Origin of the sequence: Clostridium sardiniense, from assembly GCF_019753795.1 — a bacterium.
In the GTDB taxonomy this organism is placed as follows: Bacteria; Bacillota; Clostridia; order Clostridiales; family Clostridiaceae; genus Clostridium; species Clostridium sardiniense.
Map to the genome: position 1 here is coordinate 1 of NZ_JAIKTU010000007.1, position 22,373 is coordinate 22,373.

Sequence of the window (22,373 nt, forward strand, 5' to 3'; positions counted from 1 at the left end):
AAGTCGGGAAGGGATAAACGCTGAAAGCATCTAAGCGTGAAGCCCACCTCAAGATGAGATTTCCCATAGCGTAAGCTAGTAAGACCCCTTGAAGAACACAAGGTTGATAGGTCAGAGGTGTAAGCATGGCAACATGTTCAGCTGACTGATACTAATAGGTCGAGGGCTTGACCAATAAAAAAGACGATCAACAAAAATTCATGTGCAATTTTCAGAGAATAAAAATCTGAATAAAATATTCCGCGATAGCTCAATGGTGGAGCATTCGGCTGTTAACCGACAGGTTGGAGGTTCGAGTCCTCTTCGCGGAGCCATTTTTATTATAAGCTAATGATAGCTTATTTTTTTTTACCTAAAAATAAAAATTATTGTCTTTACATGTCATCGTAATGCAATAATTTTGTATTATAAAGAGTAAATAAAATTTCTAATGTATTACAAATTTGTAATAGATATTAATGTTTTTGTAATAGCAAATTTTTATATAAGTATTATAATTAAAGTATAGATCATAAGGGGGGCTATCTGTGAGGAGACAGAGTACATATAATAAACATAATTTAGAAAGAATGAAGAAGAATAGGATTATTGAGAAGAAGAGGATTATTAAAATGAAAAAAAGAAAAAAACAAAGTATGTTATTATTGGGACTAGCATTAGTATTAACTGTTGGAGGTATTGGAATTTATTCAGCTTTTTCATCGAACGGTAAAAGTGAACAAGCTTTAGCAGATGGAAAAGAAATTGATAATAAAGAAAGCAAAGATGATAAAGGTAAATCTTCAGAAGGTACTGAGGAAACTAAAAAAAATAATTTAGATAATTCAGGATATTTGACATTGGAAGAAGACCCTAATGCAGATGATGCAATTGTTGTTGCGAAACGTACTTCTGGACTTCTTAAGGGACAATTACATTATCCTGTAAGAGATGATGGAAAAAAAGTTGTTTATTTAACATTTGATGATGGTCCTTCAAGTACTAATACGCCTGAAGTTTTAAATATATTAGATAAATATAATATTAAAGGAACATTTTTTGTAATGGGTAAGAGTATTGAAGCTAAACCAGAAGTAACAAATGACATTTTAAAAAGAATAGCTTCAGATGGACATGCAATTGCAAATCATAGTTATAGTCATGATTATAGTTATTTATATCCGAATAGAGTTATAAATTCAGATAGATTCATGGGAGAATATAATAAAACAAATAAATTATTACAAGGTGTACTAGGAAAAGACTTTTCAACTAGAGTAGTTAGGTTCCCAGGTGGTTATTGGTCATGGAATGGAAGAGAACAAGCTAAGCCAGTTTTAGATAAGAATGGAGTAAATATAGTTGATTGGAATGCATTAAATGGAGATGCTGAAAATGGTGGAAAAAATACTTCAGAACAATTAGTTCAAAATACTAAAAAGAGTGTAGAAGCTTTAGGTTCAAATGCTGATAGTGTTGTATTTTTAATGCATGACACTTATGGAAAAGAGAATACAGTTAAAGCTTTACCAGAAATAATTGAGTACTTTAAAAGTAAAGGATATGAATTTAGAACAATGAAATAATATTTATTAATATTAAGAAACGTAAATATAGATTATAATAGTATTAAAAGAAGCTTGATAATGTTAAGCTTCTTTTTTGAAATTAATAAAAGAGGTGGTAGAAAGTGGCTAAAATATTATTAGTAGAAGATGAAATTAGTATACGAGGATTTTTAAAAATAAATCTAGCAAGAAATGACTTTGAAATAATAGAAGCAAGTAATGGAGAAGATGGTATAAAAAAAGCTATTGCTGAAAAGCCAGATGTTGCTATATTAGATGTTATGTTACCTGGAATAGATGGTTTCCAAGTTTGTAATAGATTAAGAAGTGAATACCCTGATATGGGCATAATAATGCTTACGGCGAAAGGGCAAGATATGGATAAGGTAATGGGACTAGAATATGGTGCTGATGATTATATAGTTAAGCCATTTAATCCATTAGAAGTAGTACTTAGAATTAAGGCTATATTAAGAAGGTTAGAAAAGACTGCAGATGTAAAATCAAATGAGATAATTAATGGACCATTTATAATAAATCTTTATTCACAAAAGATAACTAAAGATGGAGAGGAAATAGAGTTAACTCCTAAAGAGTATTTGATTATGAAAACATTTATTGAAAATCCGAACAAAGCATTTTCAAGGGATGAGCTTTTAAATAGTGTATGGGGATATAATTATTTTGGAGACCCTAAGATAATAGACGTAAACATAAGAAGATTAAGAGCAAAGATAGAGGAAGATGCTTCAAATCCAAAGTTTATAGAAACTGTATGGGGCATAGGATACAGATGGAAAGGGTAATATATGAAAAGTATAAAGAGTAGAATTATAAGAAATTTTATAGTAGTAATTCTTTCAACAATAATGATATTAGATATATTGCTAATAGTTTTTGTTAGGCAGTATTATTATGATAATGCTGAAAATATACTTACAAACCAAATTGATGTAGCAACTAACTTTTATGATAGATATTATTCAACTTCATCATTAGTATGGAATGTTTATGACAATGTTGATTCCTTTTGGAATCAAACAACAGCACAAGTTCAGATGTTTGATGAAAATGGAAAACTTCTAATGGACTCTATAGGAGTTAATGATAAGTCGCTAGAAGGTAATAATGAAGTTAAGAGAGCATTAAAAGGAGAAAGTAGTAGATGGATTGGATATGTAGGTTATACAAAATATAAAGTAATGGCCGTAACTAAACCTCTAGAAGTAAATGGCAAAATAATAGGTGTGATGAGGTTCGTTACGTCATTAAAAGATATAGATGACTCCATAGCTTCAATAGTAAGCTTTTTCATAATTATATCTGTTTTAGTTTTAATTATAGGAGTAGTTCTTAGTTTTATTATGGCAAAAAATATAGTTGGTCCTATATTGAAGCTTAAAGATACAGCGCAGAAGATGGCAAGTGGAGATCTAAATCAAAGAAGTAATTTCGTATCAAAAGATGAAATAGGGCAACTTGCAGATACTTTAGATTTTATGGCTGAAGAACTTACAGAAAAAGATCAGATGAAGAATGATTTTATATCATCAGTATCACATGAATTAAGAACGCCTTTGACTGCAATTAAGGGTTGGGTAATAACACTTAATAATGATAATACAGATAGAGAAACATTAAGTCTTGGATTTGATATACTTGAAAAGGAAACAGATAGATTATCAGCAATGGTTGAAGAGTTACTTGATTTCTCAAGGCTTATAAATAATAAAATTAGTCTTAATAAACAGCCTATAGCTATAAAAGATTTTGCAAATTATATACAATTATATATGACACCAAGGGCAGAGAGAGAGAATATAAATTTCTATGTTTATAATAATGCCGAAGATATGGAGATAAATATAGATCCAAATAGAATGAAGCAAGTGCTTATAAATATAATAGATAATGCATTTAAATTTACTCAAGAGCAAGGTAGGGTTAAAGTAGAATTTATAGATTTAGAAAGTAATTTAATAATTAAGGTTAAAGATGATGGATGTGGAATAGCAGCGGATGAACTTGAGAGAGTAAAAGAAAAATTCTATAAAGGTAGTAATGCAAATTCTAACGCTGGTATTGGTCTTTCAATAGCAGATGAGATAATTAAATTGCATGGTGGATCTTTAATAGTAAGAAGTGAGATAAATATTGGTACAGAAATTGAAATAATTATCCCTAAATTTGAAGGAGCTGAAATTTAAAAATGAAGAATAAGATAATATTATCTATAATTATGATAATTACCTTGTTTTCTTTGAGTGGCTGCGGGAGTATTAATGCTAATCAAATGGTTGAAATTAAATCACCTAGAAACAATGAATTGTCAATAAAAGGGGAATGGCAAGTTGTGGATTATATGGTTTTAGATAAAAATATATATGATAGTAGTAAGATTGGAGATTTAAAAAATCAATTTATTGACATTGGAACTAGAAACATAAATATTGATAATAAAGTATATAACAATGTTGATTATAAATTAAGGGTTGTTAAAAGTGATTATTATATTTCTTATGAGTCAGATTTTACAATTAAGGATTTAGGAATAAAAAATGAAGATGTCGATTTAATAACGGCAAATGATAAAAATAATATTATTTTTGATTTTTTCCATATAAAAGATAATAAAAGTTATATATATTATCAAGGCGTATTTTTAACAGTTAAAAAAGTCGGTGATGTCACCAAAGATACATTTATAAATTCAAATGAAAAATTATTGAATCAAAATGAAGCTGCAGATAAGAGTAAACAAGATGTTGGATTATACTTAGGGATTAAAGAACCAAGAAGATTAAAAGAAGATGGAACATATACTGATGAAACTTATAAAACATTATGGATAAGTTATAAGGATAATAAAGTTCAGCCTATAGAAAAGGCTAATGGAATAATATTTCCTAGAATGACAGGAATATGGACACTTGATAAAAAGACATTGGATAAAAATAATAAACATCAAGAGTATTTTGTAGCAAATACTATCGATAGAAAAAATAAAGAGAATCCGGTAGTAATAAAAAGTGATAAAGATATATATAGAAGTATTAATTTTATAAGTAATAATTATATATCAACTGAAGTATATGAGGGAAATGATTTTCAGAATAAATTTCCTCAATATGAGGTATTGCCAGTAGATAACTTATCTGTTGAAAAGGGCTTTGTTATACAAGATATATATTCAAAAGATATAAATGCTAGATATAAAAAGGATTATGAAAATTCATATGCAGGGCTTACTGAAAAGGAAAAAGAATTATCTAAAAAATATATTGATTATAGTAATTTCACTATGAAGAGAGAGAACGGTAAGTGGGTACTAGAAGGAAAAATATCACCACTAAGTGGTAATGGTGAATCTCATGATTATAGATTATCAATAAAACCAAATGAGAATTTGCTTAAATATGATTCTTTAGTAGTTCCGTGGAGAGTTCTAAAGAATGAAGTTCCATTTATGAAAGATGCATATATATCTCCAGATGGGAATATAGCTGTTATAATAATAGATGGTGAGTTATTAGTTTATGAAATGAAAGATAATAAACTATCACAAGAGCCAGCAGAAAGGTATGATCTTAATAAAGGTGATCAGGTTATAATGGCAGAATGGTGTGCAAGTGATTATGTAGATTATTGGGCGAATTCATTTAAAGAATTCCAGAAAGAAAAAAAATAAGGAGGGATATTATGTTATCAAAAGAGGTTATAGGTAAAGTCTTATCTAAATGTATGATTACAGGAGGAGATTTTGCAGAAATTTATGAAGAAGATACAATAAATAATTCCTTAGGGATTTTAGATAATAAAGTAGAGAGTGCTATAGGTGGAAGAAGCTATGGTGTAGGTATAAGAATATTTAAGGGGCTTAAAAGCGTTTATGCATATACTAATGCTAATACATTAAGTAGCCTTCTAGATACAGCTTATAAGGCTGCTGTGGCACTTGGAGATTTAAAAAATGAGAAAGAGATATTTGTCAATGACTCCATAATAGTACCTAATAAACATATAATAAAGTATTATCCAGGTGATATAATGTATGCAAAAAAAATTGGAGTAATGAAGATGGCATATAATAGCGCAAAGGAATATAGCACAGATATTACAAAAGTTAGTGTTAGTTATTCAGATAAGGATCAAAGAGTATTAATAGCTAATACAGATGGACTTTGTGTTGAAGATAGGAGAGTTAGAACAAGACTTGGAATAAGCGCAGTAGCATCAAAAAATGGAGAGAATCAAACAGGATTCGAAGGACCGGGACGTTCAATGGGATTTGAGATGTTCAATGAGATAAATCCAGTATGGCATGGAGAAGAAGCAGCAAGAAGTGCAGTCACAATGCTTCATGCAAAAGAATGTCCAGCTGGAAAAATGGCAGTTGCAATTGATAATGGGTTTGGAGGGGTGCTTTTCCATGAAGCATGTGGACACTCACTAGAGGCTACTTCAGTTGCAAAAGGAAATTCAGAATTTGCAGGAAAGATGGGAGAGCAAATAGCATCTTCAAAAGTTACAGCAATAGATGATGGAACTATAAAAAATGCATGGGGTTCAATAAATATAGATGATGAGGGAATGGAATCTCAAAGAAATGTGTTAATAGAAAATGGTATATTAAAAGGATACATGATAGATAAGTTAAATGGTAGAAGAATGGGAATGAAGCCAACTGGTAGTGCACGAAGACAAAATTATAAATATGCACCAACTTCAAGAATGACTAATACTTATATAGCTGCAGGTGAAGATAAGCCAGAAGATATAATAAAATCAATTAATGATGGATTATATGCAAGAAAGCTTGGTGGAGGATCAGTAAATCCTGTAACAGGAGAATTTAACTTCTCAGTAGCAGAAGGATACCTTGTAAAGAATGGAGCTATTACTGAGCCTGTAAGAGGTGCTAGTCTTATAGGAAAAGGTAGCGAAGTATTAATGAATATAGATATGGTTGGAACTAACATTGAACAGGCACAAGGAATGTGTGGTTCATCATCAGGTAGTATAGCAGTTAATGTAGGTCAGCCAATGATTAGATTAAAAGAAATAACTGTAGGTGGAAGATAGGAGGTGTTTTTAGATATGGAATTTAAAGATTTTAAAGAAAAGCTTTTTGAAGAAGCAAAAAATGAAGGGCTTACAGAATTTGAAATATATTTTTCAAATAAGGAAAGTTTAAGTATAAGTATATATAAAGAAGAGGTTGAAAAGTATAATTTAAATAAATCTTTTGGAATATCTTTTAGAGCAAAGGTAGATGAAAAGATGGGTTATTCTTATACTGAAATTATAGATGAGGATGCAATAAAAATGCTTGTAGAAAATGCAAAAGCATCTGCATTATCAATAGAAAATGATGATATGCAATTTATATATAAAGGTGATAAAAAATATAGTGAAGTTAAAAGCTACTATAAAGAGTTAGAAAATATTGATGCTAAAAAACTTATAGATTTAGCAATAGATATGGAGAAGGAATGTAAGAATTGTTCAGATAAAGTAGTTAATTTCATAGGATGCGGTATAAGTTATGTAAATGTAAAATATGGACTTATGAATTCAAAAGGCTTAGAACTTACTGATAAATCAAACCTTTTAACAGCTTATGTTGCACCAGTTATAGAGATAGATAGTAGAAAGTATGATGGATTTGGATACGATACAGCTAAATCAATAGAAGAAATAGATCCAAAGAAGATAGCAAAACAAGGAATTGATGAAGCCATGGAGAAGGTAGGAGCTAAATCAATAAAATCAAATAAGTATAAGACTATAATTAAGAATGAAGCTATGGTATCATTACTTCAAGCATTTTGGTCAGTATTTGATGCAGATTCAGCACAAAAGGGAATATCTTTATTAAAAGATAAAGAGGGAGAAATGATAGCCTCTGATAAAATCACATTAGTAGATAATCCTTTAATGGAAGATGGATTAGCATCTGTTGGATTTGATGATGAAGGAGTCGCAACATTTAAGAAATCAATTATTGAAAAAGGAAAGCTTATAACGTTACTTCATAATCTAAAGACAGCTAATAAGGCAGGTATAAAATCAACAGGAAATGGATTTAAGGGTTCATATGCATCACCAGTAAGTGTAGGACCTACAAACTTCTATTTAGAAAATGGAGAAAAAGATTTTAAAGAGCTTTTAGATGAGGTTAATAATGGAGTTGTAATTAGTGAATTTTCAGGACTTCATGCAGGAGCTAATTCAATAACAGGAGAATTCTCATTAGCAGCTAAAGGATTTATGATAGAAGAAGGAAAGCAAACATTCCCTATAGAACAGATAACTGTTTCAGGAAACTTCTTTAAACTTTTAAAGGATATTGAGGAAGTTTGTTCAGATATAAAATTCCCAATGAGTAGTTTTGGTTCTCCATCCGTGTTAATTAAAGAATTATCAATAGCAGGAGAATAAGAATTATAGCCTAAAGTAAGAGAATGGTAATAAATTTTACCATTCTCTTAATTTTTTTAATTATTAATAAATTTATAATATCTAGGTGCTATAATACAAAACAGAATTAAATATAAGGAGATAGGATTTTATATGGATTTTATGAATCATGTAATCGCTATTGCAACACACATCACAGAAAATTTTGGATATTTAGGAATATTTATAGCTACAATGCTTGAATATGCATGTATACCATTGCCAAGTGAAATTGTATTGCCTGCTGTTGGACTTAGCATTGCAAATGGAAGATATAGTTTTATATTAGTATTAGTATGCACAATATGTGCAGCTATTGTGGGGGCGTTAATAAGTTATGCAGTAGGGTATTTTGGTGGAGAAATTGTAATAAGGTGGCTTAAGAGAAAAATACCAAGTAGTAGAAAAGGAATAAAGATGATAGAAAATTTATTTTCTAATTATGGAAAATCTGCAGTGTTTTTTACAAGAGTAGTACCTTTTACTAGGACATATGTATCATTGCTTGCAGGGGCAGAGCGACTTAATAAACCTATATTTATTGTATTTTCAGCAATAGGAATAGGAATTTGGAACTTTGTATTATTACTTGTAGGCTTCTATATAGGTAACAATACGGAACTTATAGGAAGTATATTTAGAAAATACTCAACTATATGTATACTAATAGTAATAGTTGGTATAGTTATATTTATATATAGAAAGAGAAAAAGAAAAAATAGTTAAAATTTTTCACATTCTCACATTATTTAGCTTGTATTAATAAATTTCTAATAATTAGGTGATACAATTCTAAATAATGGAGGGTGTAGGATGAATGTTATAAATATAGCAACTCAATTAACACAAACATTTGGATATTTAGGAATTTGCCTTTTATGTATGATTCCATTTCCTAGTGAAGTAGTCTTACCATTTATAGGACTTGGTATTTCAAATGGGAATTTTAATTTTTTCTTAGCATTACTATGTACAATATTAACTGAAATATTAGTATCAATAGTTAATTATATAATCGGATATTATGGTGGAAATGATGCCTTAGCTAAGATAGAGAATAAGATTCCAAATAGCAAAAAAGGAGTAGATAAGATTGGCAAGATATTGCGTAAATATAGAGGATTTGCAATTATAATAGCCAGAATAGTACCTTTTCTACGTACATATATATCACTATTAGCTGGGGTAGAGAAATTAAATAAATATATATTTACAATACTTTCAGCAATAGGAATTACTATAGTAAATATATTTTTATTAGCCCTTGGATACTATATAGGCAATAATAAATCCTTAATTGGAAGTATACTAAAAAAATATTCTATAGTTACAATTATGATAATAGTAATTACTATAGTTGTATTTATAGTATATGATAAAATGAAAAAGAACAAGAAATAAAAATTCTTGCTCTTTTTTATTTTAATTTTTATTCATATTAAAGTAATCTGAACGTATCATCTTATCAGACATATCAAGAGATCCTTCTATAAGACTTTTATCTTTATCTGAAAGATTACCTAAATCTCCAACGAGCTTTCCATTTGTAAGTACTGCATAGTTTCTATTTGTGTTAAATAGATTTCTTCCAAGGGCAGTATCTTGGTATTCTTTTGATGGTATACCAAGTCCATATAGTAGAGTTGGCATTATATCAATTTGACCACCTATAGTATCAAATGTTTTTCCAAGTGGTTTGCTCTTATTGTAAATTATAAGTGGAACAGTTGGTTGTCCATGGTTTGAATACCAATCTTTCTTATTACTTAAGTTAGCAAATTTATCTTTATAATACTTGTCTATATTATCAATTCTATATTGATAATACTTATGAACACCGGTATGATCTCCTTCTATTGCAATAACTGTATTATCAAGTAGTCCAGCTTTATCAAGAAGATCTAAGAAGTATCCTATTTGAGTATCTGTATAATGAATACTTTCTATATATCCGCCAAGTTCGCCGAGGTCAGGATCTAAATTAAACTTAGTAAGATTTTCTGGAAGATCAAATGGACCATGACTTGTAAGAGTTACAGTAAATGCGTAAAATGGTTCTTTTAATTTTTCAAGCATAGGAACAACTTGTTTGAAGTAGCTTCTATCACTTATACCCATTCCAATTATTTCATCCTGGTTAAATGAGTGAGAATCAGTAAACTTATTAAATCCTATTCCAGTTAATCCACTTCTGTAATTCCAGAAAGAGCCTTTATCAGGATGGATAGCTTCTGTATCATAACCGTTATGCTCAAGTATTAATGGAAGAGAATTATAAGCTCTAGTTGGATATCTAAAGAATGTTGATCCTCTTCTAAGTGGTAGCATTGAAGTATTAATCATTAAATCAGAATCAGAGCTTGTACCCTCATTAACTTGTTCATAAATATTTGGGAAGTAAGCGCCCTTATTAATTAAACTATCTAATACAGGAGTAACTTTCTTACCATTTATCTCTTGTCCTAAGATAAAGCTTTCTAAAGATTCTACTTGTATTACTATAAGGTTTTTGCCTTTATACATTCCGTAGTATTCGTTGTTTGGTAAATTTTCATTTTTAAATTTATAATAGTCATTAATCTGATGTTCATCATCAGCCGTAATTTTATAAGGTTTTGAATCTTTATATACATTTATAGCATCAATTATATGATATCCAATAGGTGAAAAGTATTGAACCGTATTGGTTGGATCATAATTTTCAAAAAGATATGCATTTTTAACATATTTATTTCCAAGTACATAAATGTTAAATGGTACATAAGCAATAAATATTATAGGAAGTATTAATGTACATAAAAATGATTTAATAGCTCTTTTTTGCACTTTTACATAAGATTTTCTAGTAAAGTATACGTATATTCCCATTATTATGAAATCTATTACAAATAAGAAATCATATGGGCTAAACATTGAAAGTATACTTCCAGACATATTGTCTAAGTTAGCCGTCTGAGTAAATATAAGTAATGATGGAACTGTTAAGAATCCTCTAAAATATGTAATATCAGTTAAAATTAGTGCTGTTAATATTGCATCAATTATGAATAAATATATAACTCTACCTTTACCTTTAAATAGCAAAGCAAAGCTTAAAAAAACTAATGCAAAAGCATAATAATAATCTAAAAAATATCTAGCATTATTAAATCCTCCCACAATATTTAAGTTATGAGGATCCTTACTAGCAATAAAACATTGTAAAAGGATACCTTTAAAAACAATTCCGAATAAAGGTATTAAAAATAATATAAGTCTAAAAAGAGTATCTTTATTAAACTCAATCTTAGAGACTCTAAAAAACTTCTCCATATGGTCACCCCTTAAAGTATAATCAATTTAAATTATAGTATACGGACTATATTTAATCAATAAAGGTAAGGAAGAACATCAAGAAATAGTGTTATAATATTATTAATAACTGAAGTGAGAGGTGTTTTTATGAAAATAATTGATTGTAGTGGACTTGCATGTCCAAAACCTGTAATAGAGACTAAAAAATACTTTGAAAGTATAGAAAGTGGAGAAGCTATAATTGTAGTGGATAATGAGATTGCAAATACTAATATTACAAGATTTGCAGAAAATTCAGGATTCACAGTTAATAGCGTTGAAGAAGAGGGATTATTTAAGCTTACTATTACAAAGGAAGCAGATAACAATAGCTGTAATGGAAAAGATACATTCTCAATAATAATAACAACCGATAAAATGGGAGAAGGATCTGAAGAACTTGGAAAAGTTTTAATGAAAAGCTATATGTATGCTCTAGGTGAAGCTACGGAAATACCAGAAGAGATAGTATTTTTAAACAGTGGTGTAAAGCTTGTAACTGAAGGAAGTGAAGTGATTGACAGTATAAAAGAGCTAGAAGATAAGGGAACTAATATTATAAGTTGTGGTACATGCTTGGATTTTTATGGTCTAAAGGATAAGTTATTAACAGGAGAAATATCTAATATGTATGCAATTGTTGAAATAATGAATAGCAAGAGAGTAATTAAAATATAAAATAAGAATATTATATATGTAATTTACAATATGCAATAAGTGATATCAGGACGGATTAGGCTAAGATATTGCTCCTTGTATATTGAAAAATATATTGTGAATAATAATATAGAATTGTAAACTTTCTATGTGATATAATTTAAAATATTAATTATATAAATTGGAGGATTATGAAACATATTTTTATTATTAATCCCGTAGCAGGAAAAGGAAAGGGATTAGATTTTGAGAGAAAGATACATAATATTTTTAAAAAGATAAATTTCCCTTATGAAATTATAGTTACTAAAGAAAGTGGACATGCTATAGAAGTAGTTAAAAAGATAACATCAAAAGAAAAATGCATAGTATATTCAATAGGTGGAGATGGGACTTTAAATGAAGTTTTAAATGGAATTATTAATTCAGATAGTTCACTTGCTGTAATACCAGCTGGATCAGGAAATGATTTTGCTAGAACTTTGTATGGTATGCAATTGTTGAAATAATGAATAGCAAGAGAGTAATTAAAATATAAAATAAGAATATTATATATGTAATTTACAATATGCAATAAGTGATATCAGGACGGATTAGGCTAAGATATTGCTCCTTGTATATTGAAAAATATATTGTGAATAATAATATAGAATTGTAAACTTTCTATGTGATATAATTTAAAATATTAATTATATAAATTGGAGGATTATGAAACATATTTTTATTATTAATCCCGTAGCAGGAAAAGGAAAGGGATTAGATTTTGAGAGAAAGATACATAATATTTTTAAAAAGATAAATTACCCTTATGAAATTATAGTTACTAAAGAAAGTGGACATGCTATAGAAGTAGTTAAAAAGATAACATCAAAAGAAAAATGCATAGTATATTCAATAGGTGGAGATGGGACTTTAAATGAAGTTTTAAATGGAATTATTAATTCAGATAGTTCACTTGCTGTAATACCAGCTGGATCAGGAAATGATTTTGCTAGAACTTTGTATGGAGATATAAAGTCTGATAATTTATTAGAAGACTTAATACATGGAGAAGAAAGGACTATAGATGTTGCAAAGCTAAATGATCAGTATTATCTTAATATATCATCTATAGGATTTGACGCAAGTGTAGTTAATAACGCAAGACACTATAAAAAATATAAATTTATAAGTGGACCGATGGCATATGCAATAGCGGTAATGAAAACTCTTTTTACATTTAAACCTATGGAATTAACCTTTAAAATAAATGGAGCAGAAACAAAAGGAAATATGTATTTAATAGCAGTTGCAAATGGCAAATGTTATGGTGGTGGTATAAAAATTGCACCAAAGGCGAAACTAGATGATGGACTACTCGATATATATGCTATAAAAAAACCGAAGGTACATAGACTTATAAGATTTTTACCAATGGTAGTATTAGGGAAAGATACAAGCCATGTAGAGGAGATAAAATATATAAAGTGTAGTAAAATTCAAGTTATAGCAAAGGATGAAACCATCATAAATCTAGATGGAGAAATTTTATTTTCAAAAGACTTGACCTTTGAAGTTATTCCAAATGCATTAAAGGTTAGAGTTCCTAAGATAGATATAATAAAGGAAGTGTAAAATCCATGAAAAAATATGATTTAGTAGTTATAGGTGGAGGAATATCAGGAATGACAGCAACTCTTGCTGCTCTTCAAAATGGAATAAAAAATATACTTTTAATAGAAAGAGAAGATGAATTCGGAGGCATACTAAATCAATGTATTCATAATGGCTTTGGTAAATCATATATAGAGGATGAAGTTACAGGGCCAGAATTTATAGAATTTATTAGGCTTAAGCTTAATAAATATGAGTTCGATAAAAAGAAAAAAACGAGTGTTTTAAATGTATCAAATGGGAAGGTAGTAACTTATGTTAATGAAAAAGATGGAGTGAGGGATGTAAAAGCTAAAGCCATTATTTTAGCAACAGGATGTAGAGAAAGATATACAGGTAACGTATTAACTCCTACAAATAAGTTTACAGGAATATTTACAATAGGAAATGCACATAGATTTATAAATTTAGAAGGTGTACTACCTGGAAAGAATCCAGTAATAATTGCAAATAATAAATGGGCATTAATTCTTGCTAGAAGATTAGAAATTGAAGGCGGAAAAGTTGCAGCTCTTATAATAAATGAAGAAAGTGGCTTTAAGCTTACAGATAAGAATAAAGATATACTTGAAGGCTTTGATATAAATATTTTAGAAAATATAAAGCTTTTAGATATTGATGGAAATAAAAGAATTAATAAAGTTAAGTTACTTGATAAAAAAACAGAAGAGATTAAAGAAATTACATGTGATTCATTGTTTTTATCAGTTGGCTATTATCCAGAACTTGGAATGGTTAAGGAACTTAATATTAAGATTAATGAGGATACAAATACTCCTGTTGTAGATAATTATGAAACTTCGGAGCCTGGTATATTTGCTTGCGGAAATATTATATATGGAAAAGAATGCATAGAGATGGAAGATATAAATGGATATGATGCTGGATTAGTAGCATCAAATTATATCCATAAAATATCTGAATAAAAGTTCATTTCCTAACGAATTTAAATGAATACCATCTAAAAATATCTTTTCATTTATGTAGGTTTTAGTTAAAGTATAAAAATCAACATATTTGAAGGGGTATTTTTTTTGTAGCTTAATAATTTCTGATCGAAGTATTGGTAGTGAATTACTGCAATGAGTATAGTAATTTGAAGGCATAAATAAGTCTTCTGCTAAATCTTCAATAATAATAGGGGGAATACCAACTATAACTGAAGCGTTAATATCAAGACTATCTTTTATCATAAGTTCTAAATTACCAATAATATAATCTACATTTCTTCCACTTAATAAATCATTAGTACCACCCATTATAAATATTTTTTTAGGAGATTTACTAGTTACATCTCTGTAAAATCGAGTGAGCATTGATGAAGTTGTATCTCCATTCACTCCTTTATTTAATATAGTAAGGTTATTAAATCCTTGCTGAAGCTTATAAACCCAAGAGTCTTTTTTAGAGACTCCAAAGCCAAATGTAAGGCTATCTCCAAATAGAATCATATCTACATTACTAGAATTCATAAAAACACCTCTTAATTTAAAATAATTTATTAAAGCATTTCTTGCATATTAAGGTTTTTCCTTTATTAGCTTTAATTGAGTCTTTAGGAGAAATCTTTTTATTACATATTTCACATACATATACTGAGACATCTTTTTTGACTTCTTTAGACTTTATTTCTTTATGGCCTAATTCTTTTGAGATAGAAGATTTCTTTATAGGGCTATAAATTCTCTCTTCTAATTTTTCATCTCTTTCTTTTATTGAAAATGAAAGCTCAAATTGACTAAGAGGAAACAATTCAAGTTCAAAACGAGGATCTTCCTTGTCGTAATATTCTTCAACTATTATTTTTACTATTTGAGCATCATTTATAATAAGACCACTCTTTTCTATTCCATCAAAAATACTTTTTGAAATATTTATTGTATCTGGATGACGTTTTTCACTTTTATAATAAACTTTAAGTATAGCAATTAAGCTTTCAGTAAATACAGTGCTTGGGTTTTGAACTCTTGCAACATAGGCTATTTCTTGCTCATAAAGAGCATATCTATCATGATATTTACCTGTATTATAAGGAAGAATAGCTCTTCCATCTTTATTATGAAGTTTAAAGTTTGATTTTGTTATAGGAGATCCTTTAACAACGACTTTTGCATACTGTGACATAAAATAACTCCTTTTAGAGATTAATTTTCCAAATTTTGAAACATAAAGTTAATGATAATATATGCTTTAAAATATATAATTTAAATATACATTATTAAAAAATACTTAACAAGTACGTGTTTCATTGATAATAAATTGGTAATGAAGTATAATTACAAATAGTAAATTTATGCGATTATATAAAGAAGAGGGAATTAAAATGGATAAAAAAATAATTTTAGCAATTGAATCAAGCTGCGATGAAACATCAGCTGCTGTTGTTGTAGATGGTAGAAAAGTTTTATCTAATGTAATAGCTTCACAAATAGATACACATAAAAAATTTGGTGGTGTTGTACCAGAAGTGGCATCAAGAATGCATACTGAAGTTGTTAATGGTGTTGTACAAGAAGCTTTAAAGGAAGCTAACGTAACTCTAGATGATATAGATGCAATAGGTGTTACTTATGGACCAGGTCTTGTAGGGGCATTACTTGTAGGATTGCAATATGCTAAAGGTTTAGCTATGGCAACTAAGAAACCATTAATTGGAGTTAATCATATAGAAGGACATATATCAGCAAATTACATACAACATGAAGAGTTAAAACCACCTTTTGTTTCACTTGTAGTATCAGGTGGACACACATTTATTGTTTACGTAAAAGATTATGGAAAGTATGAAGTAATAGGAGAAACTAGAGATGATGCAGCTGGAGAAGCATATGATAAAGTTGCAAGAGCATTAGGTCTTGGATATCCAGGAGGGCCTAAAATAGATAAGTTAGCTAAAGAAGGAAATAAAGACGCTATAGCATTTCCAAGAGCTAAGTTCCATGATGATACACTAGATTTCTCATTTAGCGGACTAAAATCAGCAGTTCTTAACTATTTAAATAAAGCTAAAATGCAAAATACAGAAATAAATAGAGCTGATGTTGCAGCATCATTCCAAAATGCTGTAGTGGGAGTTTTAAAAGATAATGTTTTTGCAACATGTGACAAAAAGAATTTAGATAAAATTGCAATAGCAGGTGGAGTTGCATCAAATTCAGCATTAAGAGAGGCGCTAATTTCAGAAGGAAATGAAAAAGGAATTAAGGTATTATTTCCAGAGCCAATTTTATGTACCGATAATGCAGCTATGATAGGAAGTGCTGCATATTTTAGATTTATAAAAGGTGAAGAATCAACGTTAGATTTGAATGCTAAACCTAATTTAAAACTGTAGTATAAATAGGGGGATAGATATGAAGTTATTACCTAATTCTAATAGCCTACATACAGTTGATATGAAGGAAAAAATTTCGAAAATGACATTGTTTAAAAGAATAATTATAATAGCTTTAATTGTAATAGTTAGTGGACTTGTAATCCAATGGGGATATGGCTTTTATATAGGCGAAAAGTTTGGAGCTAGAATGAAATATACTAGAGTCAATGATAAGAAAATGGAGTATAATGTTTCAGGCAGTGGAGATTTTACAATAATTTTTGATGGCTCTACAGGAGCAAATGCCTATGAGTGGAAGACTGTAGCAGATGAAGTTGAAAAACAACTTGGTGTCAAAACATTTGTATATAATAGACGAGGATATGGATTTAATGACTCAGGAAGTAGGATTACTCCTAAAGAGCAAGCAGAAGACTTAAAGATATTATTAAGAAAAGCAGCGGCAGGTGGCCCGTATATACTAGTTGGTGAGGGATATGGAAGTTTAGTTATGACAAACTTTGCAAGCATGTATCCTGATAGTATAAAAGGAGTAGTGTTAATAAATCCATATGATGAAAATCAAATTAAAGAACAGAAAAATGGTATTAAAGATACACTTGATTTAGTTAGAAAGAAGATAGAAGATGTAGGATCGAATTTTTCTTTAACACTACTATTGGACAAACTTGGACTAGCTAATGAGAATAAAGATTTTGAAAATAACCTTACTGGTTTTGCTGGAGAAGAATTTTCTTATAAAAAAAATCAAAATGGTTATAGAGATGCTGTTTATAATGAAACAAAAAATATATATGATAGAGCAAGTGATAGCCAGAAAGAGGGAATGTTTAAGAATATACCATATTATATACTAAGCAATGAAGAGGATAATCCGCTTAAAAGACTTGGAAGTCCAGACTTAACATTCCAATATAAGAGCTCTTATGATGGAGCAGTTTATTCAATGATGGATTCAAAGAATGTGGAGAATGCAATTAAAAAAGTTGTTGAGTCAGCTAGAAGAATTGAAAAAAAGAATTCACAAAATAACGATTAATATAAAGGCTAAATATAAGACCGTATGGTTATACTAATACTGAATAGGAGCAGTCCTATTCAGTATTTTTTTGAAAAAATTGGGCTTATTAATCAAAAATTTTTTTTTATGCCATATAGTTGACACAAAAATTTTTTATACTTAAATTAAGAAGAATTTAAGATAAATTAGGAGGTACTTAATGAATAATGATGACAACTTAAATAAAGATTTAAATGACGGAATTGATGATAACACTAATAGAAGTGTTAATGACGATATGAACAATAATTATAATAATAGAAATTATAATTATGTAAATGAAAGTCCAGAACCTAAGAAGAAAAGGAGAGGTTCTAGAACCTTTGTAGTAGGCGCAATCATTGTCGTTGTAGCATTACTTGCTGGAATTTGTGGTAGTGGAGTAACATATTTCTTAATGAAGAACGATAATAAGGTAACTACTCAAAGTAAAGAGGGAAACGCACCAGATTTTAAGGATTCATCAGCTATGACAACTCAACAAGCATTTAATAAAGTAGCTCCAGCGGTAGTAATAGTTTCAACTAAAGGCTTAATGCAAAATGGAATTATACCGCAAGAGGTTGAGGGAATAGGATCAGGATTCATAATAAATGAAGATGGAGATATATTAACTAACTACCATGTTGTTAAAGGAGCGCAAGAAGTTACAGTAACTTTAAGTACTGGTGAAGAGGTTAAAGCAAAGGTAGTTAATTATGATGAAACACAGGATATTGCAATGATTAAGATGCAAGGTAAATTTAAAGTTCCAGCAGTTGCAGAACTTGGAGATTCATCTAAGCTTAAACCAGGTGAAGAAGTTATAGCAATAGGAACTCCTTTATCAAAAGACTTTGCTCAAACAGTTACAAAAGGTGTTGTAAGTGCAGTTGGAAGAACAGTAAATACTGAAACTGGTAAACAAGTTAATTTAATTCAAACAGACACAGCTATAAATCCAGGTAATAGTGGAGGACCTTTAGTTAATTCAGAAGGTCAAGTAGTGGGAATAAACACTTTAAAATTAGCTGGAGGAGCTGAAGGAATAGGATTTGCAATTCCAATAAATGAAGTTAAATCAAAACTAGATGTTTTATCAAAGCCTATATTAACTTTAGGAGTTAAGGTTAGAGAAGTAGATAAGAACTTATCAAAACAATATGATATTCCAGAAGGAATATATGTAGTTGAAGTAACTCCATTTTCACCAGCAGAAAAAGCAGGAATTAAACAAGGTGATGTTATCACAGAGTTTGGTGGAAAAAAAGTAAAAACTCTTGAAGAGTTAAATGCTATTAAAAACACTAAGAAGGCTGGAGATAAGGTAAATGCTAAGATTATAAGAGACGGAAAAGCAAAAACAGTTGATATAACATTAGAAGCTCAATAGAAAATATGAATGAATACACGCTAATTTTAAGAAAAATATAAATTAGTGTGTATTATTTTTTTGTGTGTACAAAAAGGTTTACCCATATAGTATAATTGATTATAGTGTTGAGAAAGGGAGGATTTTATGAGTAAGATTAATGAGGTCTATCAATCATTATTAGACCTTCAAGCACAAGAAAATAGAGGTGTAACGGCACAAGAACTAAGTGAATACATAAATTCAAATAGGGCAAATGTATCAAGATATTTAAATAAATTGTATTCTGATGGAAAAGTAACTAAAGAAGAAGGAAGACCAGTAAGATATGCATCAATTAACACAATAAAAGAAAAGGAAACTGTTCAAGATAGAAAACCTTTAAAAGTAAATTCTGGTGATAATAGTTTAGATATGATGGTTGGTGCAAATCAAAGCCTACAAGTACCTATTCAGCAGGCAAAGGCTGCAATGATGTATCCACCTAGAGGATTACATACTTTAATTCTTGGAGAAACAGGTGTAGGTAAATCGATGTTTGCAGAACTTATGTATCAGTTTGCAAAGGAAGATAATTTGCTAGATAAAGATGCACCATTTATAAGGTTTAATTGTGCAGATTATGCAGATAATCCTCAGCTTGTAATTGCTCAAATTTTTGGGGTGAAAAAGGGAGCGTATACAGGTGCTGATAAAGATAAAGAGGGATTGCTTAAAAAGGCAAATGGAGGAATAATATTTCTAGATGAAATTCATAGATTATCTCCTCAAGGACAAGAAATGTTATTTACATATATAGATAAAGGGTATTTTAGACCGCTTGGTGATACTGATAATCCAATATATTCAGATGCTCAAATTATTGCAGCAACAACAGAGGATCCAAAGTCATATCTTTTAAAGACATTTACTAGAAGAATTCCAATGTCAATAACACTTCCATCTCTTAAGGAGCGAAGTGCAGGTGAAAGATATCATTTACTAGAGCAATTCATAAAAGCAGAATCACATAGATTAGGAGATAGTATATATTTTAATAAAAATGCCCTTATTTCATTTTTATTATATGATTGTCCAAACAATATAGGGCAATTAAAGAGTGATATACAACTTGCATGTGCAAAGGCTTTTTTAAATTATAAAGCAAATAATAAAGATTTTATAATAGTTGAGCAAGGAGATTTACATCCAAGAGTAAATAGGGGGCTTATGAATCTTCAAGATCGTAGAAAAGAAATTGATGAACTATTAGGAGGTGCTTCAGACGTTTTAAGATTTTCATATAATGATGATAATATAATAAATCTTATGGATGAAGAAGAAGAGAATATTAAAGGCGATTATTTTTACGATATTATAGAAAACAAATTAGATTACCTAAAGAAAAAAGGTATGGAAGAAGAAGAAATAAATCAAATAATAAATATAGATATAGAAAGCTATTTTGAAAAATATATAAGGGATCTTCCAGAAGAGGTAAGAAAAGAAGAGATAACCAAGGTCGTTAGCGAAGATATTGCTAATATGGTAGAAGAAATATTAAATATGGCTTCAGAGAAGTTAAATACTCATTACGATGAAAAAGTGTATTTTGGATTAGCATTACATCTTCAAGGAAGTTTAGAGAGAATAAAGCAAGGAAATAAGATATATCATCCTAAATTAAATTTTGTTAGGTCTCAATACTCTAATGAATTTATGGTTGCAATGGAAGCTGCTAAAAAGATTGATGATAAATTTAATATACAAGTACCACTTGATGAGATAGGATATCTTACAATGTTCTTAGCAGCAAAGCCTTATGAGTTTGATGAGAAAAAAGAAGGTAAGGTTGGGGTAATTGTAATAATGCATGGACATTCAACTGCATCTAGTATGGTTGAGGTTGCAAATAAATTAATTGGAGAGACTCATGTAAATGCACTTGATATGCCATTAAGTATGAAGGCTGAAAAGATGTATGAGCTAGCAAAAGAAAAGGTAAAAGAAATAGATGAAGGAAAAGGTGTCATTTTATTAGTTGATATGGGCTCTTTAACTAATTTTGGTGAGATGATTAAAGATGAGACTAACATAGATGTAAAAACAATAGATATGATAAGTACACTTGCAGTTATTGAAGCTGGACGAAAAGCTCTAAATGGAAGAAAAATAGATGAGATATGTAAAGCTTGTTTAGAAATCAGTAGATTTGGATTAAAACGAGAAAAAAATACAAAGATTGAGAAAGAGAAAGTAATAGTTACAACATGTTTTACTGGAGAAGGATCGGCTGAAAAATTAAGGCAATTAATAGTTAGTGGAATCAATAATCCAAATGTAAAAGTTAAACCACTAAACATATTAGATAGAGATGACTTTATTAAAAATGTGGATAATTTAAAGAAATATAGCAATATTTTAGCGATAGTTGGTACTGTTAATTTAAATGTAGAGGGAATACCATTTATATCAGCGCCAGATATTCTAGCAGGAGATGGATTATCAGTACTAGAGAATTTTATAAGCCAAGAAGAAGACTTTCAAAAGATAGCGAATTCAATAGATGCTCAATTAGAAGAAGTAGATGGAGAATATCTTGTTAAAATAGTAAGAGAAGTTATTCAAGAAGTACAAGAGAATCTAAATATTAAAATATCACATGAAGTAGCTGTTGGTATGGTAATTCATATATGTTTCTTAATTGAAAAAATAATTGAGGGTGGAAAGAGAAAGAAATTTGATAATTTAAATGATTTTAGAAATAAACATAATAGAGAATTTATACTTATAAGACAAAATCTTAGAAAGCTTGAAGTTAATTATAATATAAAGATAAATGAAGACGATCTAGCATTTATAGTTAGAATGTTTTTAGAAAATATAGTCTCTGTGTAGAGTGTAAAAAGTGTGTAAAATATAAAGTTTGTAGTGTGTAATTTAAATTGCACACTACAAACTTTTTTTATTAAGATGAAAGTTAGTAAATAAGCCATA

Annotated in this window: 19 protein-coding genes, 1 tRNA gene and 1 rRNA gene; 18 read left to right on the forward strand and 3 right to left on the reverse strand. The window is 29.2% G+C overall.

Annotated features, from left to right (window positions below; translation table 11 throughout):
• From K5V21_RS09415 to K5V21_RS09460, 10 genes are all read left to right on the forward strand, one after another.
• Positions 1 to 175 (forward strand): 23S ribosomal RNA (locus K5V21_RS09415); the annotation flags it as partial.
• A gap of 64 nt (positions 176 to 239) precedes the next feature.
• Positions 240 to 314 (forward strand) — tRNA-Asn (locus K5V21_RS09420).
• A 213-nt stretch (positions 315 to 527) separates the two neighbouring features.
• Positions 528 to 1,565: a polysaccharide deacetylase family protein gene (locus K5V21_RS09425; RefSeq protein ID WP_221861052.1), complete on the forward strand. Its 1,038-nt coding sequence runs from the start codon at positions 528 to 530 to the stop codon at positions 1,563 to 1,565.
• Positions 1,566 to 1,669: 104 nt separating this feature from the next.
• A complete protein-coding gene (locus tag K5V21_RS09430; RefSeq protein WP_204595442.1) occupies positions 1,670 to 2,353 on the forward strand; it encodes a response regulator transcription factor in 684 nt (227 codons plus the stop codon).
• 3 nt (positions 2,354 to 2,356) lie between these two features.
• Positions 2,357 to 3,754 carry a sensor histidine kinase gene (locus tag K5V21_RS09435; RefSeq protein ID WP_221861053.1) on the forward strand — a complete coding sequence of 466 codons (1,398 nt, stop codon included), beginning with the start codon at positions 2,357 to 2,359 and terminating at the stop codon, positions 3,752 to 3,754.
• Positions 3,755 to 3,756: 2 nt separating this feature from the next.
• Positions 3,757 to 5,235 carry a hypothetical protein gene (locus K5V21_RS09440; RefSeq protein WP_221861054.1) on the forward strand — a complete coding sequence of 493 codons (1,479 nt, stop codon included), beginning with the start codon at positions 3,757 to 3,759 and terminating at the stop codon, positions 5,233 to 5,235.
• Positions 5,236 to 5,246: 11 nt separating this feature from the next.
• Entirely contained in the window at positions 5,247 to 6,629 is a 1,383-nt protein-coding gene (locus tag K5V21_RS09445; protein WP_221861055.1) for a TldD/PmbA family protein, read from the forward strand.
• A 15-nt stretch (positions 6,630 to 6,644) separates the two neighbouring features.
• Complete coding sequence (locus K5V21_RS09450) at positions 6,645 to 7,988, forward strand: TldD/PmbA family protein (protein WP_221861056.1); 1,344 nt, start codon at positions 6,645 to 6,647, stop codon at positions 7,986 to 7,988.
• Positions 7,989 to 8,120: 132 nt separating this feature from the next.
• Positions 8,121 to 8,732, forward strand: a complete 612-nt coding sequence (locus tag K5V21_RS09455) for a DedA family protein (protein WP_221861057.1) — start codon at positions 8,121 to 8,123, stop codon at positions 8,730 to 8,732.
• An 87-nt stretch (positions 8,733 to 8,819) separates the two neighbouring features.
• On the forward strand, positions 8,820 to 9,407 hold the full coding sequence (locus tag K5V21_RS09460; RefSeq protein WP_221861058.1) for a DedA family protein: 588 nt from the start codon (positions 8,820 to 8,822) through the stop codon (positions 9,405 to 9,407).
• A gap of 21 nt (positions 9,408 to 9,428) precedes the next feature.
• Here K5V21_RS09460 and K5V21_RS09465 read toward each other — a convergent pair whose 3' ends face one another.
• Positions 9,429 to 11,318, reverse strand: coding sequence for an LTA synthase family protein (locus K5V21_RS09465; protein WP_221861059.1), 1,890 nt, complete (start codon positions 11,316 to 11,318; stop codon positions 9,429 to 9,431).
• Positions 11,319 to 11,447: 129 nt separating this feature from the next.
• Here K5V21_RS09465 and yedF point away from each other — a divergent pair, with 129 nt between their 5' ends.
• From yedF to K5V21_RS09485, 4 genes are all read left to right on the forward strand, one after another.
• Positions 11,448 to 12,017: a sulfurtransferase-like selenium metabolism protein YedF gene (yedF, locus tag K5V21_RS09470; RefSeq protein ID WP_221861060.1), complete on the forward strand. Its 570-nt coding sequence runs from the start codon at positions 11,448 to 11,450 to the stop codon at positions 12,015 to 12,017.
• Between the two features lie 170 nt (positions 12,018 to 12,187).
• Positions 12,188 to 12,505 carry a diacylglycerol/lipid kinase family protein gene (locus tag K5V21_RS09475; protein WP_221861061.1) on the forward strand — a complete coding sequence of 106 codons (318 nt, stop codon included), beginning with the start codon at positions 12,188 to 12,190 and terminating at the stop codon, positions 12,503 to 12,505.
• 199 nt (positions 12,506 to 12,704) lie between these two features.
• The gene (locus tag K5V21_RS09480) at positions 12,705 to 13,610 is read left to right on the forward strand and encodes a diacylglycerol/lipid kinase family protein (protein ID WP_221861062.1); all 906 of its coding nucleotides are present in this window, start codon (positions 12,705 to 12,707) and stop codon (positions 13,608 to 13,610) included.
• A 5-nt stretch (positions 13,611 to 13,615) separates the two neighbouring features.
• Positions 13,616 to 14,575, forward strand: a complete 960-nt coding sequence (locus tag K5V21_RS09485; RefSeq protein WP_204595452.1) for an NAD(P)/FAD-dependent oxidoreductase — start codon at positions 13,616 to 13,618, stop codon at positions 14,573 to 14,575.
• On the opposite strand, the gene K5V21_RS09490 is transcribed toward K5V21_RS09485, so the two are convergent.
• Positions 14,546 to 15,121 (reverse strand): GDSL-type esterase/lipase family protein, encoded by a 576-nt coding sequence (locus K5V21_RS09490; protein WP_221861063.1) that lies wholly within the window; start codon positions 15,119 to 15,121, stop codon positions 14,546 to 14,548. The genes K5V21_RS09485 and K5V21_RS09490 overlap by 30 nt on opposite strands.
• A gap of 16 nt (positions 15,122 to 15,137) precedes the next feature.
• Positions 15,138 to 15,773 (reverse strand): RusA family crossover junction endodeoxyribonuclease, encoded by a 636-nt coding sequence (locus tag K5V21_RS09495; RefSeq protein WP_221861064.1) that lies wholly within the window; start codon positions 15,771 to 15,773, stop codon positions 15,138 to 15,140.
• 199 nt (positions 15,774 to 15,972) lie between these two features.
• Here K5V21_RS09495 and tsaD point away from each other — a divergent pair, with 199 nt between their 5' ends.
• The 4 genes from tsaD to K5V21_RS09515 all read left to right on the forward strand — a co-directional run bounded on the left by tsaD (position 15,973) and on the right by K5V21_RS09515 (position 22,274).
• Complete coding sequence (gene tsaD / locus K5V21_RS09500) at positions 15,973 to 16,983, forward strand: tRNA (adenosine(37)-N6)-threonylcarbamoyltransferase complex transferase subunit TsaD (RefSeq protein ID WP_221861065.1); 1,011 nt, start codon at positions 15,973 to 15,975, stop codon at positions 16,981 to 16,983.
• A gap of 19 nt (positions 16,984 to 17,002) precedes the next feature.
• The gene (locus K5V21_RS09505) at positions 17,003 to 18,025 is read left to right on the forward strand and encodes an alpha/beta hydrolase (RefSeq protein ID WP_221861066.1); all 1,023 of its coding nucleotides are present in this window, start codon (positions 17,003 to 17,005) and stop codon (positions 18,023 to 18,025) included.
• Between the two features lie 181 nt (positions 18,026 to 18,206).
• Positions 18,207 to 19,418 (forward strand): S1C family serine protease, encoded by a 1,212-nt coding sequence (locus K5V21_RS09510; RefSeq protein WP_204595457.1) that lies wholly within the window; start codon positions 18,207 to 18,209, stop codon positions 19,416 to 19,418.
• 126 nt (positions 19,419 to 19,544) lie between these two features.
• Positions 19,545 to 22,274, forward strand: coding sequence for a sigma 54-interacting transcriptional regulator (locus K5V21_RS09515; RefSeq protein ID WP_221861067.1), 2,730 nt, complete (start codon positions 19,545 to 19,547; stop codon positions 22,272 to 22,274).
• Positions 22,275 to 22,373 lie beyond the last annotated feature (99 nt).